The sequence below is a fragment of the Salinisphaera hydrothermalis C41B8 genome (assembly GCF_000732535.1).
Classification (GTDB): Bacteria; Pseudomonadota; Gammaproteobacteria; order Nevskiales; family Salinisphaeraceae; genus Salinisphaera; species Salinisphaera hydrothermalis.
This window is the reverse complement of sequence record NZ_APNK01000019.1, coordinates 1-15362: the sequence shown is the minus strand read 5'-3', so window position 1 is coordinate 15362 and position 15362 is coordinate 1. Positions and strand designations below refer to the sequence as shown.

Sequence of the window (15362 nt, the reverse complement as noted above, 5' to 3'; positions counted from 1 at the left end):
GCTTACGGGTTCCAGATGGCTTCGATCAGATCCAACGCGCCCAGCGCGTAAGCGACTACAGCGATCAAGGCGATTCGCGCCGGATAACGTAACAAGCCGTGCCAAAGCGCGAACGTCGCCATGCCGGCTTCGTCTCGATACGGACTCCATGCCTCGATCAAACGGCGGCGTGCCAGCACTCGACCAACGAGCACACACAGCATGAGCCCGGTAATGGGAATCAGCCAATGCGTACTGATCAGACTGAACCAGTCGAACAGGTTGCGACCGAACATCCGCCAACTCGATAGCACACCGAACGCATTCTGAGCCATAAGCCCCAGAGCCGCCACCAAGACCCCAGTGTATACCGACGCTTGCAACCGCGGCACGCGTGCACGGTGCGATACCGTCTGGACTAGCGTCTCGAACAAGCCAATACCGGTCGTCATGCTGATCATGGCCAGCAGAATGAACAACAACGCCATGGTCCAAACCGGCTTAACCCCGACGGGCAGCACTTCGAATACACGCTGCACCCCCGCGGAAAACTCAAGCCCGACACCCGGCATGAGACTGGCGAGCACCAACGCGAAAGCCAATGCGATGATCTGGCTGGCCACGATCACGATAGCCGACAGGCGTACGGCCGGCGCCCGGGCGGGTAAGTGTGATGCTAGAGCCACGATGACGCCGGTGCCCAAGCTCAAAGAAAAGAACGCCTGATACAGCGCTTCAAGAACGCCACGAGCCCCGACAGCGGCCGGGTCGAAATACAGTAGATGTCGAGCCGCCCCGCTAGCCGGCCCTTGCCAAATCGTCACCACCAAGAGCAACGTCAACACGCCCAGCATACAGGCGGCCAGCGTGCGCATGACCGGCTCGGTTCCTCGCTGTAAACCACGGGCGGTGGTGGCCACCAACAGCAGCACGAACAGGAGCAGCCATCCCAGACCGCGCTCTCCATCGCGTGCGAACGTCACGAAATGAGCCGCGGATTGCGCAACCGACGCGCCCGGCAGACCGCCGAACACGGCGCGCATGCAATAGGCCAGCGACCAGCTCGCGATCACGGCATAAGCCGATAACAACAACAACGCACCGACAAGCGTTGCGTAGGCGCCGAATATCCAGAACCGGGAGTGCGGCTTATTGCGTGTCCACAACGACACGACACCGGGTACGTCCGTATGACTGCCGCGCGCCATAAGCACTTGCGCGCTAAACACCGGCACACCCATCAACACCAGCGCCAACAGATAGATCAACAGAAACGCCGAGCCACCGTAGGTCGACAACAGATACGGCAGCCGCCAAAAATCGCCCAAGCTCACGATCGCCGCGGTGCATACGATGACGAACCGCGCAGAAGACGACCAGAGCTGTGGTGACGGACGATATGGAAGAACCATGGCCCGCAGAGCTTGCCTCGACGGCTATAATAAGTCCATGAGCAAGAGTAAGGACAAAAAGCAGTCGTCGAGCACGATCGCGCTTAACCGGCGAGCGCGCCACGACTACTTCATTGAAGACCGTCTCGAAGCGGGTCTGGTTCTCGAGGGCTGGGAGGTCAAATCGCTGCGCGCCGGCAAGGGACGGATCGCCGAAGCGTACGTCCTGATCAAGGATGGCGAGGCGTTTCTGCTGGGCAGCCATATCCAGCCGCTCGAATCCGCGTCCACGCACGTGGTGGCCGACGCAACTCGAACGCGCAAGCTGCTGCTACACGAACGCGAACTCGCCACCCTGATCGGCGCCACCGAACAGAAAGGCTACACGATCGTGCCGCTGGCGATGTACTGGAGCCGCGGCAAGGCCAAGCTCGAGATCGCGCTCGCCAAGGGCAAGGCCAAGCACGACAAGCGCGAGGCCAAGAAAACCCAGGATTGGCAACGCCGCAAGGCGCAGATCATGCGCAGCGACGGCTGATCGGGCGGCCGCCGACGCGTCTTTTGTTCGGCGGCTATTGAAAATTGGATCACACACCGCATCTCAGACGCTGTTACAATGAATACGCTTTTTCGGGGGCGACATGGCTTCGACGCGGATGTCAAAACCCGAGGTGCATGCCGAGGTTGCAATCTTCCTCGTTAATCCGGTTGCATCCTAAGCTAGTTGCGAACGACGACAACTACGCTCTAGCGGCTTAAAGCCCGCTAGTGCCCGCCCGGTAAGTGTCTGTGCTTCCGGTCACGGGTATCGACTCTCATAGACTCGCGGCGAGGCCCCGCTTCGGGCCGACCCGTTAAGAGCAAACGAAGATACGCGTGAGTTGTCCCTTTTCGTCGGGTAGCTCACGCCGACAATCAAAGACGAAATAAGCATGTAGACCCGAGGGTTGAGAATCCGCGGACGCGGGTTCGATTCCCGCCGCCTCCACCAACGCGTGGAGACACTGAAACGCCAATGGCGTGACCGTGGCTCCAGGAAAGCCCGCCTCGTTACAACGTGGCGGGCTTTTTTATGCGCGTCGCCGCCTTCTTGCGAAGATTTGGCTCGACCTCATCAGCTCCACCAGCCGAGCCGCTGCACCAGCATGACCGTCCCGATCGCGATCATGCCGATGGCAAACACGAGTTGGAGCGTACGCCCTGCGAGATACTGGGCCAGTGCTCGGCCGGCGCCCATGCCGACGATTCCGCCGATGATGAACAGACTCGTGAGCATGGGTTCGATGTGTCGCCCGGCGAACACGGCGGAAACGACGCCGGATAACCCAATGAGTGCGATGACCAGCAGCGACGTTGATACGGCCCGGTGGATTCCCATGTCGGTAATTAACATCAAGGCCGGTACGATCAGGAACCCCCCGCCCACTCCGAAAAAACCGGATAGCACCCCGACCAACACACCGGCGCCCAGCAACGCGAGGCTGCAGCGCGCGGTGAGCCTGAGCCGACCGTCGGCGCTATAGCGGCATACCGTGGCCGCATCAGCGGCCGCATCATCGGCGACACGCGCGCGAATGACGCTGGCCTGCTCCGGCGCGCTATAGGATTTGATGATCATGCGCACCGCGACCATCAACATCAGACAGGCAAACGCCACCACCGTGACTTCGCCGGGTACGCGGTTCCCGAGCCACACGCCCACGGGCGCGCAGGCGACGCCAGCCGCCGCGAAGATGGCAGCTGCGCGCAGCTCGATCACGCGACGCACGGCCCCTTCGACCGCGCCCGCGGCCGCGGTGACGGCCACCGCAATCAAGGATATGGCGACAGCGTCACGCGGCGCGACATGCAGCGCGTAGATGAGTAGCGGCACCGCGAATATGGAGCCGCCTCCGCCCGTGAGGCCGAGGGCGAGCCCGACCAATACGCCGAAAATAATCGCCATGGCCGACCGTTATTTCTAAATGCTCTATGCATATTCTAATCGGATCTTTCGCCAGATAAAGCGCACTTCAATTACGGCGAGTCGCGATTCGGGAACGGTCCAGCTCCAATCGGTTAACGTTAATAACAAACACGCGACGCTGCCCGCCGATTACGCTGCCGCATGAGCGATATTAATATCATCCTCTTTTTTATTGGCCTGATCCTGTTCCTCAGCGTGCTGGCCAGCTCGCTGGCGCGCTTCGGGCCCCCACTGCTGCTGATCTTCCTGGTCTGCGGCATGCTCGCCGGCAGCGAAGGGATCGGGCATATCCAGTTCAACAGCGTGCCGCTGGCGTTCTTCATCGCCAATCTCGCGCTTGCGGTCATTCTGCTCGACGGCGGACTACGTACCTCGCTGGAAACATTCCGCGTGGCGCTACGCCCCGCCCTATCACTGGCCACGGTCGGCGTACTCGTCTCGGCGTCGCTGGCCGGCGCGTTCATCGCTGCGGTGCTCGACGTCGACTGGCGCTACGGTCTGCTGCTCGGCTCGATCGTCGCCAGCACCGACGCAGCCGCCGTGTTCTCGCAGCTACGCGGCAGCGGCGTGACCCTCAACCAGCGCGTTAGCGCAACGCTCGAGATCGAATCGGGTACCAACGATCCGATGGCCATCTTTCTCGTGACCTATCTGATGAGCGCCATCGGCCAGCACAAAGGGTTTCATCTGACCACGGTCGCCGAGGAACTGATCCGTCAGTTCGGCATCGGCATCATCGGCGGGGTAGCGCTCGGCTATGTCCTGTCCTGGCTCGCCTCGCGCCTGCCGCTGGTCGAAGGCTTGTACGCCCTGCTGATCGCCTCGGGTGGCGTCATGGCCTTTACCGCTATCAATCAACTCGGCGGCAGCGGCTTTCTCGGGATTTATCTGGTCGGAGTCGTGGTCGGCAATCGGCGTAACGAAGCCACGGAACACGTTTTCCGCGTCATGGACGGGCTGGCATGGCTGGCTCAGGCCGGCATGTTCCTGGTACTCGGTCTGCTCGTGAACCCGAGTCAGCTGCTTGCGGACGCCGTGCCGGCGTTCCTGATCGCCTTGTTCCTGATCTTCGTCGCGCGGCCGGTCGCGGTATGGCTGAGCCTGCTGCCGTTCCATTTCCCGAGCCGCGAACAAGGGTTCATCGCCTGGGTGGGACTGCGCGGCGCGGTGCCGATCGTTCTGTCGCTTTTCCCGCTAATGATCAATCTCGAGGGCGGCCAGTTTCTGTTCGACCTGACCTTCGCCGTGGTGCTGGTCTCGCTACTGATCCAGGGCACATCGCTGGGCGCGATGGCTCGACTGCTCAAGCTGCAGATGCCGCAGGCGCCAGAACCGGTCGAAACATTCGAGCTCGACGGCAAGCGCGACGATCGATTCGGCATCGTGGCGTTTCGTATCGAGCCGGACTCCATTCTGGCCAACACCGCCGGCGACGCCCTATCGCGCTACGAGGAGCTCCGAGTGATCGCGGTCACTCGCGGAGCGCGGCTGCGCTTTCCGCGCCAGGGCTTTGTTTACACCGTAGGCGACAAGCTCTATGTGCTGGCCGGACACCGCCATCACAGCGAGCTCGCTCGGCTATTCCGCGGCGATACCCGCCACGACGGAGTGAAACCCGCGCGTTTCTTCGGCCCCTTCACGATCGAAGGCCACGCAGCCAGCAGCGAGTTGGCCGATGTCTACGGCATCGAATTGTCCGATGAAGAACGGCAGTACGACGTGGCTCAGCTCATGCGCAAGCGGTTGCGCCGCCGACCGGTCGAAGGCGATATCGTGGAGCTGGGTCCGTTACGGCTCATCGTGCGCCAGCTGGATGCGGGCACGATCGATCAGGTCGGCTTGCAGCTCGCCCCAGAGCGAGCGCCGGAACGATAAACGATAGGCGCGTCCACAGCGACGCCGACGGCCACCGGGCGCATATTGTGATGAAGCGGCGGGCGCTGGCGTGGCTCGTCCCGGCGGCAACCGCCCTCGTCCGGTCGCGCCGCGCGTTGTGCGGCGTCAAACAAAATCGAGGATCAGCCCGACAATCGTTTATAACGCATGCCGGGGACGCGTACTTGGCTCACGCGCTACGAGCGCCGGGCGTCAGCTTTCCGTCGGTTCTCGCCGCGGCCGATGAGCGCCACCGAAGCTATGCCCTTGCGCCAGGCAATAGGCCAGCCACTTGTTGAGCAGCAGGTTACGCGGCCACTGGCTGTCGAGAACGGCGTCGTCAATATCGGGGACACCGGCAAGCGAGGCATAACGCGAACGTGCATCGCAGTAGATCGCCTCCGCGAGCTGGGCATCACGGTACAGACGTAGCGTGAGATCCGGATCGGCGTGCGCTTCATCGCCCTCACCGAACCAGTACGTCAGGTTCACCGTGGTGGTATAGCGACAGCGCTCGACGACGCGCAGATACAGCGTCGCGTCTTCGCCGACCGAAGTCGCCTGCTCGAACGGCAGATCCAGCTCGGGCGCGAGACGCTCGAAACGCCGGTAATTGCTTTCGTAAAGACCCATGAGGCCGGTGAAGCTGCGCGGGGTGACCTCCGCGAGCCAGTGGTTACGCTTTACTTTGACCATGCGCCGACTATAAGGCAGACGGTGGTCATTTCAACTGACGAATCATGAAGAAGGCGCATCAGAACGACCGCCGCCTGAGATGTTTGTCTTCCATGATCAGAGTCGCGATCTCTTCAATCGACTTGTTGGTGGTGTCCGCGTACGGGATACCGTGACGCTTGTAGAGCTGCTCGGCCTGGCGCAGTTCGTAGCTCACCTGGCCGACATCGGCATACCGGCTGCCGCGCCGACGGGCGCTGCGAATCTGATGCAGGCGTTCCGCCGAAATACACAAGCCGTAAAGCTTGTCCTTATAGGGCGCCAGGGCCGCGGGCAGTCGGCGCCCCTCGAAATCGTCTTCCGCCAATGGGTAATTGGCGGCGTAGATGCCGTGCTGCATCGCGAGATAGATGCACACCGGCGTTTTACCACAGCGCGAGGGCGCGACCAGAATCACATGCGCGTCACCATAGCCCTGCTCGCCCACGCCGTCGTCGTGGGTGAGCGCATAGTTCATGGCCTCGATCCGCGATTCGTAGACATCCTTGTCGGCGATGCCGTGCGCCCGCCCTTCCAGATGGCTGGACTTGGTCTCGAGCTCGGCCTCCAACTGCGGCAGGAAGCTGTCGAACAAGTCCATGAACAATACATTGCCGGCACGCAGGATATCGCGGACGCTATCTGACACCGTGGTCGAGAATACGATCGGCTTGAGGCCGCTCGTGCGCCCCATGTATTCGATGTATTCCAACGCCGAGCGTGCTTTTTCGTCCGAATTGATGAACGGCAGCGTCGATTGCTTGAACTGGCTTTCGTCGAACTGCGTCAGCAGCGTCGCGCCCAGGGTTTCGGCCGTGATACCGGTCCGATCGGACAAGAAGAAAATCGATCGCAGCGGCGTGTCGGAAGTCGTGCTCATGACGTCATCGTGCACGAGCCGGGCCGGTGCCACCAGAGGCCCCTCACCCAGGGTGCCCAACCGTTCACTGTTACGCCCCGGTTCACGTCCGCACCATGTAAAATGCGGCAGCAAAGATTTTCATATTGCCATTCCAGTATTCACTTCGGAGGAGAGCGAGCGTGGATAACTCGTATGTAGCCTGGTTCAGCCAGCTGGGGATGAACGACGTCGAATCGGTGGGCGGCAAGAACGCCTCGCTGGGCGAGATGATCAGTCACTTGGCCGACGCCGGCGTCTCGGTACCGGACGGTTTCGCCACCACGGCGGCCGCCTATCGTGAATTCCTGGCCCACGACGGGCTGGCCGACCGCATCAACCAGGCACTCGATGCCCTGGACGTCGACGATGTCGATGCCTTGACCGCCACCGGATCGAAGATCCGTCAGTGGGTGCTGGATCACCCCTTCCCGCCGGCGCTCGAAGCCGCCATCCGCGACTCGTTCGCCACGCTGGCCGAAGGCCAGGACGACATGGCCGTGGCCGTACGCAGTTCGGCCACGGCCGAGGACCTGCCGGATGCCTCGTTCGCCGGCCAGCAGGAAACCTTCCTCAATGTGCGCGGGCTCGACAACGTCATGCTCGCCATCAAGGACGTGTTCGCCTCGTTGTTCAACGATCGCGCCATCTCGTATCGCGTGCACAAGGGTTTCGAGCACAGCCAGGTCGCGCTTTCGGCCGGCATCCAGCGCATGGTTCGCTCGGATACCGGTGCCTCGGGCGTGATGTTCACCATCGACACCGAATCCGGTTTCGACAAGGTGGTGTTCATCACCAGCTCCTGGGGCCTGGGCGAGGCCGTAGTTCAGGGCGCCGTCAACCCCGACGAATACTACGTTTACAAGGGCAATCTCGAAGCCGGCCGCCCCGCGATCCTGCGTCGCGTCAAGGGTGGTAAGGCCGTGAAGATGGTCTATACCGCCGATCGCTCGCACGGCAAGACCACCGAATTCGTGGATGTCGACGCCGCCGATCAGCGGCGTTTCTCGCTGTCGGACGAGGATGCCGAGGCGCTGGCGCGCCAAGCCATGATCATCGAGAAGCACTACGGCCGGCCGATGGACATCGAGTGGGGCAAGGACGGCGAGACCGGCAAGCTCTATATCCTGCAGGCGCGCCCGGAGACGGTGAAATCCAACTCGGCCACGCTTGAGCGCTACAGCCTGAACGCCGCCGGGCACGACGTGCTCGTCACCGGCCGTTCGATCGGCCAACGCGTCGGCGCCGGTCGCGTGCGCAACGTGTCTTCCATCAAGGAGATGAACAAGGTCGAAAACGGCGACATCCTGGTCACCGACATGACCGACCCGGACTGGGAGCCGGTCATGAAGCGCGCCTCGGCGATCGTGACCAACCGCGGCGGGCGCACCTGCCACGCCGCGATCATCGCGCGCGAGCTCGGCATCCCCGCCGTCGTGGGTACCGGCCACGCGACCGACCAACTCGCCGACGGCACCGACGTCACGGTGTCCTGCGCCGAGGGCGATACCGGCTATGTCTACGAAGGCATCATCGACTTCAACGTCGACGAAGTCTCGCTCGACAAGATGCCCGAGATCGGCACCAAGATCATGATGAACGTCGGCAACCCCGACCGGGCCTTCGACTTCGCCTCGATCCCGAACGAAGGCGTGGGCCTGGCGCGGCTGGAGTTCATCATCAACCGTCAGATCGGCATCCATCCGCGCGCCCTGCTCGAATACGACCAGCAGCCGGATGATTTGAAGGCCACCATCGACGCGCATATCGCGGGCTATGCCGATCCGGTGAATTTCTATGTCGACCGGCTGGTCGAGGGTATCTCCACCATCGCTGCGGCCTTCCACCCGAAGCCCGTGATTGTGCGTCTGTCGGACTTCAAGTCCAACGAATACGCCAACCTCATCGGCGGCGAGGCCTACGAACCGGAGGAAGAGAACCCGATGATCGGCTGGCGTGGCGCCTCGCGTTATCTGGCCGAGGACTTCAAGCCCTGCTTCGAACTAGAGCTGGAGGCCATGAAGCGCGTGCGCGGCGACATGGGGCTGACCAACGTCCAGATCATGATCCCGTTCGTGCGCACACTCGGCGAGGCCAAGGGCGTATCCGAACTGCTCGAATCGCACGGCTTCAAGCGCGGCGAGAACGATCTCAAGATCATCATGATGTGCGAGCTGCCCTCGAACGCCGTGCTTGCCGACGAGTTCCTGGAATACTTCGACGGCTTCTCGATCGGCTCCAACGACATGACCCAGCTCTCGCTCGGCCTGGATCGCGACTCCGGCCTGATCTCGCATTTGTTCGACGAACGCGATCCGGCGGTCAAGATCATGCTCGAAAAAGCAATCGCGGCCGCCAAGCGCAACAACAAATACGTCGGCATCTGTGGCCAGGGCCCGTCCGACTATCCGGATCTGGCGCGCTGGCTGCTCGATCAGGGCATCGAGAGCATGTCGCTCAACCCCGATACCGTGGTCTCCACCTGGCTGTTCCTGGCCGGCGAGGACGTCTAGACCGCGTCTCGGCAATAGGCCGGCGACCGAACTGTGGCGGCGGGCATGCTGGCCCGTCGCGTGGGCCGGTCGCGTCTCCGTGGATCGGCGCTTTGCCGTCCAGCGCCGCGTCGCGCTGATGTAAACTGGGAGCACGCTGAGGCCGCGCCGTGGCGAGAGGCTATGGCGCGGCTGCGCGATGCCGCCCACCGGTGATCGAGGAGAATCATGGCCGCCAAGCTGGACCTGTTCGTCAAACCCGCCACTTTGCATGCCGCGATGGACGACGCCGATGTTCAGATCGTGGCCGTCGATACACCGGACGATTTCGCCGACGCCCATATCCCCGGAGCGCATCGGCTCGCCATGGCGGATTTCACGGCCAAGGACGGCGCGGTCGGCGGCCTCATCCCCGACGACGCCACCCTGGCCGACGTCTTTTCGAAGGCCGGGCTGCGCAACGACGCTCATATCGTCGCCTACGACCGGGCGGGTGACGGCCAGGCGGCCCGCCTGCTCTACACGCTCGACGTGATGGGCCACGCGAAATTCAGTCTGCTCGATGGCGGCCTGGGTGCATGGCATGCGGCCGGTCTACCGCTCGAATCCGGCACCGTGCGGCATGACGCCACTGACTTCCAGGTCACGCGGCAAGGCCAGGGCATCGCCGACCGCAACTGGATCACCCAGCATCGAGAGGAAAGCGATGTCCGCATTCTCGATGTGCGCAGTGCTGCCGAATTCGCCGGCGAAGATGTGCGCAGTGCCCGCGGCGGTCATGTGCCCGGCGCGGTCAATCTCGACTGGCAACAGCTGAAGAACGACCACGGCCAGCTGCGGGATCTCGCCGAGATCCGGCGTATGCTCGCAGAGCGCGATATCGACCCATCCAAGGAAGTCGCGACCTACTGCCAAACCCACGTGCGCTCGTCGTATGCCTATCTGGTGCTCAAGGCGCTCGGCTACGAGCACGTGCGCGGCTACCCCGGCGCTTGGTCCGACTGGGGCAATGCCGAAGACACGCCCGTGGAAACCGGCGCTTGAGCGAGTCGTTCGAGCCGCCGCACGCCGGCGCCCATTTCGACGGGCGGCGGTTTTCCAACCCCTGGCGCCAACGCAGTAGCCGGCGTCGTCGCTTCGGATTATGGCGCTGGCTGCTGCGTCCGCGCAGCCCGAGCTGGCCACCCGCCGCTCCGGACGTCGACGCGCCGGACATCGAGATTCCACCGCGACGCAGCGAGACGCCGCGCATCACGTGGATCGGCCACGCCTGCGTCCTGATTCAGCTTGAAGGCCTGAACCTGATCACCGACCCGGTCTATGCCGCCCACGTTGGCCCGATGCCCGGGATCGGCGTACGCCGACATACACCGCCGGCCATCGACTGGGCCGATCTGCCGCCGATCGACCTCGTGCTGATCAGCCACGCCCATTACGACCACCTGGATCGCGCTACCATTACCGCACTGGTCCGGCGCGACGATCCGGTGCTGCTGGCCGGCCTGGGTCTGAACCGTTGGCTGGCACGACGCGGCAGCCGTCGGATCGTCACACTGGACTGGTGGCACAGCTCGAAGCCGCTGGACGACGGATTGTCGATTACAGCGGTGCCGGCCCAGCACTGGTCGCGACGCGGGCTGTTCGATCGCAATCGCAGCCTGTGGGCCGGATTCTGGATCGAGACCGCGTCACACCGGCTCTATTTCGCCGGCGACACCGGTTACGGCCCGCATTTTCGGTGGATCCGCGAACGCCTGGGCGCGCCGGACTTCGCCATGCTCCCGATCGGCGCCTACGAACCGCGCGAGCTCATGCGCGCGCAGCATATGAATCCCGACGAGGCGGTGACCGCGCACAACGAACTCGAAGCGGGCCAGTCGATGGGTATCCATTTCGCCACCTTCAAACTCACCGACGAGCCGCGCGACCAGCCGATTCACGACCTGGCGACGGCGCGCGCGCGTCACGGTCTGACCGATACGGCATTCATTGCGCCTGCATTTGGTCAGGTATTCGAGTTGTAGGCCGCCGGCGCCCGCAGTCGTTATTCTCCCGCGATAGGGCCCGGTCGCACCGACGCAGGCAGCACCCGGGGCAACCGCACGCTATGACACCGGGGTATGCGTATCGCGATCCCGCAGCCAACGCTCGAACTGCCCGACCGGCATGGGGTGTCCGACATAAAACCCCTGGATCAGATCGCAACCCAGCGCGCGCAGGCGTTCGAGCTGCGCGCTCGATTCCACCCCCTCGCCGACAGCACGCAGCTTCAACGCATGCGCCAGGCTGATCGTCGCGGACACGATCGACAGATCGGTATCGGACTCGAGCATATCCTGTACAAAGGAGCGATCGATCTTGATCTCCGACACCGGCAGGCGCTTGAGATAAGCCAGCTGGGAATAGCCGGTGCCGAAGTCGTCGATGGAAATCTGCACCCCGGTCGCGGCCAGCCGCTCCACGATCTCGAGCGTCCGGCTCTGATCGGCCATCAGGGTGTCTTCGGTCAACTCAAGCGTCAGCGCCGTGCCCGGCAGCCCCCGCTCATCCATTAACTTCTGTAGGTTATCCGGAAAATCGCGTCGCAGAAGCGAGCGCGCCGATACGTTGATCGAGATCCGCAGATCGCGCCCGCCCTGACGAAGCCGGGCCGCATATCCGATGCCTCGGCGCAACACCCAGAACGTCAGATCATCCATCAGGCCGCTGCGTTCCGCACGCGGAATAAAGTCGCCCGGCATGATCAGGCCGCGCCGCGGATGCTGCCACCGGACCAGAACCTCGGCGCCGTAAGTCTTGGCCGCCGAGACATCGACCAACGGCTGCAGATACAGGACCAGTTCGTCCTCGTCGATGGCACGTCGCAACTCGGCCGACAACGAGTGCATGACGACGCCGCGCACTTCGCGCTTCGAACAGACCATGCTGAAATCGCCGCCGCGCGACTTCACATCCTGCATGGCCTGGGTGGCCGCATCCAGCAAGCCGTAGGCATCGATGGCATTGTCGGGGTAGCACGCACCGCCGGCGCTAGCCACCAGTTGGAGCGACAAGCCATCGAGCGGACACGGCGGCGCGATGGCATCGCGGATACGCTCGGCAATGCGCTCGAGTTCGTCGGCCGAGGCGGGCTCAGTCACCGTCACGCCGAACCGATCCGCATCCAACCGTGCCAGTGTGGCCGCTGCAGGCACCGCGTGGCTCAGCCGACGCGCCATGGCCACCAGTACGCGATCGCCATTAGCCTGGCCGTAATGCTGATTGATCTCGGAAAATCCGTCGAGATCGACCACGATCACCCCGACGGTGGTCCTGCTCAGCTGGGCGGCCTCGATGTCGGCTTCCAGGCTGTCGACAAAATGACTGCGGTTGACCAGACCGGTAAGCGGATCGATCCGTTGCGAGCGCCGCGCCTCGGCCGCCAGAACCGCGTTATCGCCGCGCAGATCCTCGGTTTCATCCAGCACCATCGCGCTGGCTTCGGTGGAAACCACCAAACCGACATACTGTCCCCACAACAGGAATACGAACGGCATGCTGTCGAGAAGCCAGAGCGTCGGATTCTCCAGCTGCGCCCGCCAGATTGCGCCAAGCGAGGCAGCGCCTGCCTGGAGATAGGCATTGGCCAATGTGGCAACAGCGATGGCGATGATCGCGATCGCCAATCCGTAATAAGCCGTGCGCGTGACTCGCGTGCGTAAAACGCGCGACAAAGTGGTCAGGCGCAGACGACGGCTATGATCCAAGACGCCCCCTTTGCTCGCAGCGACCTCCCCCCGGTTGCGACAACCGTTTTTACTGCGGGCTCAACGATCTAGGTACTGAGCAAGACTACCTAAACCCTAGCGCGAGGTACAGGCGCCGGTCGGAATGGACGATTCGTTCAACGCGGACACCAGCGCATCGAACGCCTCGGCAGCCGGCGCCGGCCGTCCACGCACACCGAATTCGATCTTGCGCTGGCCGTCGGCAGCCGGCAGACAAGCGATCCGTACCAACGGATGCGCATCCATCACGCGCTGCATCAGGTCGATGAGCGCGCTTTCCGGTGTGTCGAATACCTCGACCAGATACTCAACGTTGCGCTCGGCATCGTGCAGATAAGCGTAGTGCGTATCCAGCACCCAGGCCACCATCGGCCACGCCATGCTCGGGAAACCGGGTACGAAATGATGATCGCCCAGGCTGAACCCCGGTACGCGATTGACCGGGTTCGGAATCACGGCGGCGCCGGCCGGCCATTCCACCATGTGGATACGATTCGGATAGGCCTCGTCGCCGAACTTGTCCTCCAGAATCTCGCGGCCTTCCGGATTGATTTCGAGCTCGCGGTGGGCGGCGCGTGCGGCACATTGCCGGGTGCGGTCGTCGGGCGTGGCGCCAATGCCGCCAAAGCTGAAGACGATGTCGTCGGTCTCCATCGTCTCGACCAGCGTGCGTTCGAGCAGCGCGGCATCGTCACCGACCATCCGCGCCCACGCGAGCTCCAGGCCGCGCTCCTGCAGCATCTCGATAACGGCCGGCATATGCTTGTCCTGGCGCTTGCCCGAGAGCAATTCGTCGCCGATCAGAATCACGCCGATATGAGGATTATCCGCACCGGAACTCATGCGCCGACCTCGCGATGAACGGGCCGGGCGCCATGAAATACAGCGTCCGGCCCGCAGAATACGAAATCGCCGCCGCCGACACGGTTAACGCACCGGTCGACGACGGCGTAATGGTTCGACGTGCTATCGCACGTCATGGTTCAGCCGTTGGCCGGCTCCTGGCCCGCCGCCTTCTGCAGCATCGGCTTCAACTCGCCGGACTGGAACAGGTCGATCACGATGTCGGAACCACCGACCAGTTCGCCGTTGACGAAAAGCTGCGGGATCGTCGGCCAGTTCGAATAAATCTTCACGCCCTGGCGGTAGATTTCTTCATCGTCGAACACGTTGACGGCCTTGAACGGCACGCCGCAGGCCTTGATCGCCTCGGCGCTGCGGGCCGAAAACCCGCACTGCGGGAAATCCGGCGTCCCTTTCATGTACAGCACGATCGGGTTGCCTTCGACTTCCTGCTTGATGACTTCCATAGCTTTCGCGCTCATTGGCCGTACCTCGGATCTGGGGGTTGAATACGAACCCATTATAACTGGGGTGTAAACGCATTCGGATCAAGCCCGCGGCACAAAAGCACGACCACGCGACGCGCAGCAGCGTGGGTACCGACGATTCCGGGCCGCCGCACAACGCGCCGTGGCGGACGGGCCTTTGAAATGAACGGTCTAATCCTTATATAAGTAGGCGACGTTGATTCATTCATGACAACAAGGACTACGTCATGGCATTCGAACTGCCCGATCTGCCCTACGATTACGATGCGCTCGAACCCTACATCGATGGGCGCACCATGGAGATCCATCATCAGAAGCATCACAATGCCTATCTGACCAAGTTCCAGAAGGCCATCGAGGACACGCCACTGGCCGATCAGGATCTGGAAACGATCCTGTCGAAAGCCGGCCAGCACGGCGCCGCGGTTCGCAACCAGGGTGGCGGTTATCTCAACCACATCATCTTCTGGGAAACCATGTCGCCCAACGGCGGCGGCAAACCCACCGGTAAGCTGGCCGAAGCCATCGACAAGAGCTTCGGCTCGTTCGACGACTTCAAGGAAAAATTCACCGGCGAAGCGACCGGCCTGTTCGGGTCCGGCTTCGTGTGGCTCGTGCCGGCCGGCGGCGATCAGCTCAAGATCGTGCCGACCCCGAACCAGGACAACCCCGTCATGGACGTGGTCGCGGAGTCCGGGAAGCCGATCATGGGCCTGGACGTATGGGAACATGCGTTCTACCTGAAGTATCAGAACCGCAAGCCGGAATATGTCGAAGCCTGGTGGAACGTCGTCAACTGGGACGGCATCGCCAAGAAGTTCGACGCCGCCAGCTAAGCTGAAGCGTCCCGGGCCAACGCCCGATCCGGCCCCGTCGCATTGCGGCGGGGCCTTTTTTATGGTTCATCGCACTTTACCGGGAAACGCGGCTTTGATTTTGAGGAAGAAGT

General features: G+C 62.8%; 13 protein-coding genes and 1 other RNA gene. 7 read left to right on the top strand and 7 right to left on the bottom strand.

Annotation, left to right across the window (positions count from 1 at the left end):
- Nucleotides 1-2: 2 nt before the first annotated feature.
- Nucleotides 3-1391: a sodium-dependent transporter gene (locus C41B8_RS12255; RefSeq protein WP_037338580.1), complete on the bottom strand. Its 1389-nt coding sequence runs from the start codon at nt 1389-1391 to the stop codon at nt 3-5.
- A 37-nt stretch (nt 1392-1428) separates the two neighbouring features.
- Between C41B8_RS12255 and smpB the strand changes: the two genes are divergently transcribed.
- Nucleotides 1429-1908, top strand: a complete 480-nt coding sequence (smpB, locus tag C41B8_RS12250) for an SsrA-binding protein SmpB (protein ID WP_037338578.1) — start codon at nt 1429-1431, stop codon at nt 1906-1908.
- A 94-nt stretch (nt 1909-2002) separates the two neighbouring features.
- Nucleotides 2003-2361, top strand: a transfer-messenger RNA (tmRNA) gene (gene ssrA, locus C41B8_RS20140).
- Nucleotides 2362-2484: 123 nt separating this feature from the next.
- Here the strand turns inward: ssrA and C41B8_RS12245 are convergent.
- Nucleotides 2485-3315, bottom strand: coding sequence for a sulfite exporter TauE/SafE family protein (locus C41B8_RS12245; RefSeq protein ID WP_037338576.1), 831 nt, complete (start codon nt 3313-3315; stop codon nt 2485-2487).
- A gap of 162 nt (nt 3316-3477) precedes the next feature.
- Between C41B8_RS12245 and C41B8_RS12240 the strand changes: the two genes are divergently transcribed.
- A complete protein-coding gene (locus tag C41B8_RS12240; RefSeq protein ID WP_037338573.1) occupies nt 3478-5211 on the top strand; it encodes a potassium/proton antiporter in 1734 nt (577 codons plus the stop codon).
- Nucleotides 5212-5424: 213 nt separating this feature from the next.
- Here C41B8_RS12240 and C41B8_RS12235 read toward each other — a convergent pair whose 3' ends face one another.
- Nucleotides 5425-5907, bottom strand: a complete 483-nt coding sequence (locus C41B8_RS12235; RefSeq protein WP_037338570.1) for a DUF1249 domain-containing protein — start codon at nt 5905-5907, stop codon at nt 5425-5427.
- A gap of 58 nt (nt 5908-5965) precedes the next feature.
- Nucleotides 5966-6805, bottom strand: a complete 840-nt coding sequence (ppsR, locus tag C41B8_RS12230) for a posphoenolpyruvate synthetase regulatory kinase/phosphorylase PpsR (protein WP_037338668.1) — start codon at nt 6803-6805, stop codon at nt 5966-5968.
- A 161-nt stretch (nt 6806-6966) separates the two neighbouring features.
- Here ppsR and ppsA point away from each other — a divergent pair, with 161 nt between their 5' ends.
- The 3 genes from ppsA (at nt 6967) to C41B8_RS12215 (ending at nt 11339) form a co-directional block, all read left to right on the top strand.
- Nucleotides 6967-9336, top strand: a complete 2370-nt coding sequence (gene ppsA, locus C41B8_RS12225; protein ID WP_037338567.1) for a phosphoenolpyruvate synthase — start codon at nt 6967-6969, stop codon at nt 9334-9336.
- Nucleotides 9337-9543: 207 nt separating this feature from the next.
- A complete protein-coding gene (locus tag C41B8_RS12220) occupies nt 9544-10359 on the top strand; it encodes a sulfurtransferase (RefSeq protein WP_037338565.1) in 816 nt (271 codons plus the stop codon).
- A complete protein-coding gene (locus C41B8_RS12215; protein ID WP_051883462.1) occupies nt 10356-11339 on the top strand; it encodes an MBL fold metallo-hydrolase in 984 nt (327 codons plus the stop codon). The genes C41B8_RS12220 and C41B8_RS12215 overlap by 4 nt, the downstream gene beginning before the upstream one ends.
- Nucleotides 11340-11420: 81 nt before the next feature.
- Here C41B8_RS12215 and C41B8_RS12210 read toward each other — a convergent pair whose 3' ends face one another.
- The 3 genes from C41B8_RS12210 to grxD all read right to left on the bottom strand — a co-directional run bounded on the left by C41B8_RS12210 (nt 11421) and on the right by grxD (nt 14407).
- Nucleotides 11421-13061, bottom strand: coding sequence for a putative bifunctional diguanylate cyclase/phosphodiesterase (locus tag C41B8_RS12210; RefSeq protein WP_156962521.1), 1641 nt, complete (start codon nt 13059-13061; stop codon nt 11421-11423).
- 96 nt (nt 13062-13157) lie between these two features.
- Complete coding sequence (locus C41B8_RS12205) at nt 13158-13925, bottom strand: competence/damage-inducible protein A (RefSeq protein WP_037338563.1); 768 nt, start codon at nt 13923-13925, stop codon at nt 13158-13160.
- A 140-nt stretch (nt 13926-14065) separates the two neighbouring features.
- The gene (grxD, locus tag C41B8_RS12200; RefSeq protein ID WP_037338562.1) at nt 14066-14407 is read right to left on the bottom strand and encodes a Grx4 family monothiol glutaredoxin; all 342 of its coding nucleotides are present in this window, start codon (nt 14405-14407) and stop codon (nt 14066-14068) included.
- Nucleotides 14408-14640: 233 nt separating this feature from the next.
- Between grxD and C41B8_RS12195 the strand changes: the two genes are divergently transcribed.
- Nucleotides 14641-15249: a superoxide dismutase gene (locus C41B8_RS12195; RefSeq protein WP_037338560.1), complete on the top strand. Its 609-nt coding sequence runs from the start codon at nt 14641-14643 to the stop codon at nt 15247-15249.
- Nucleotides 15250-15362 lie beyond the last annotated feature (113 nt).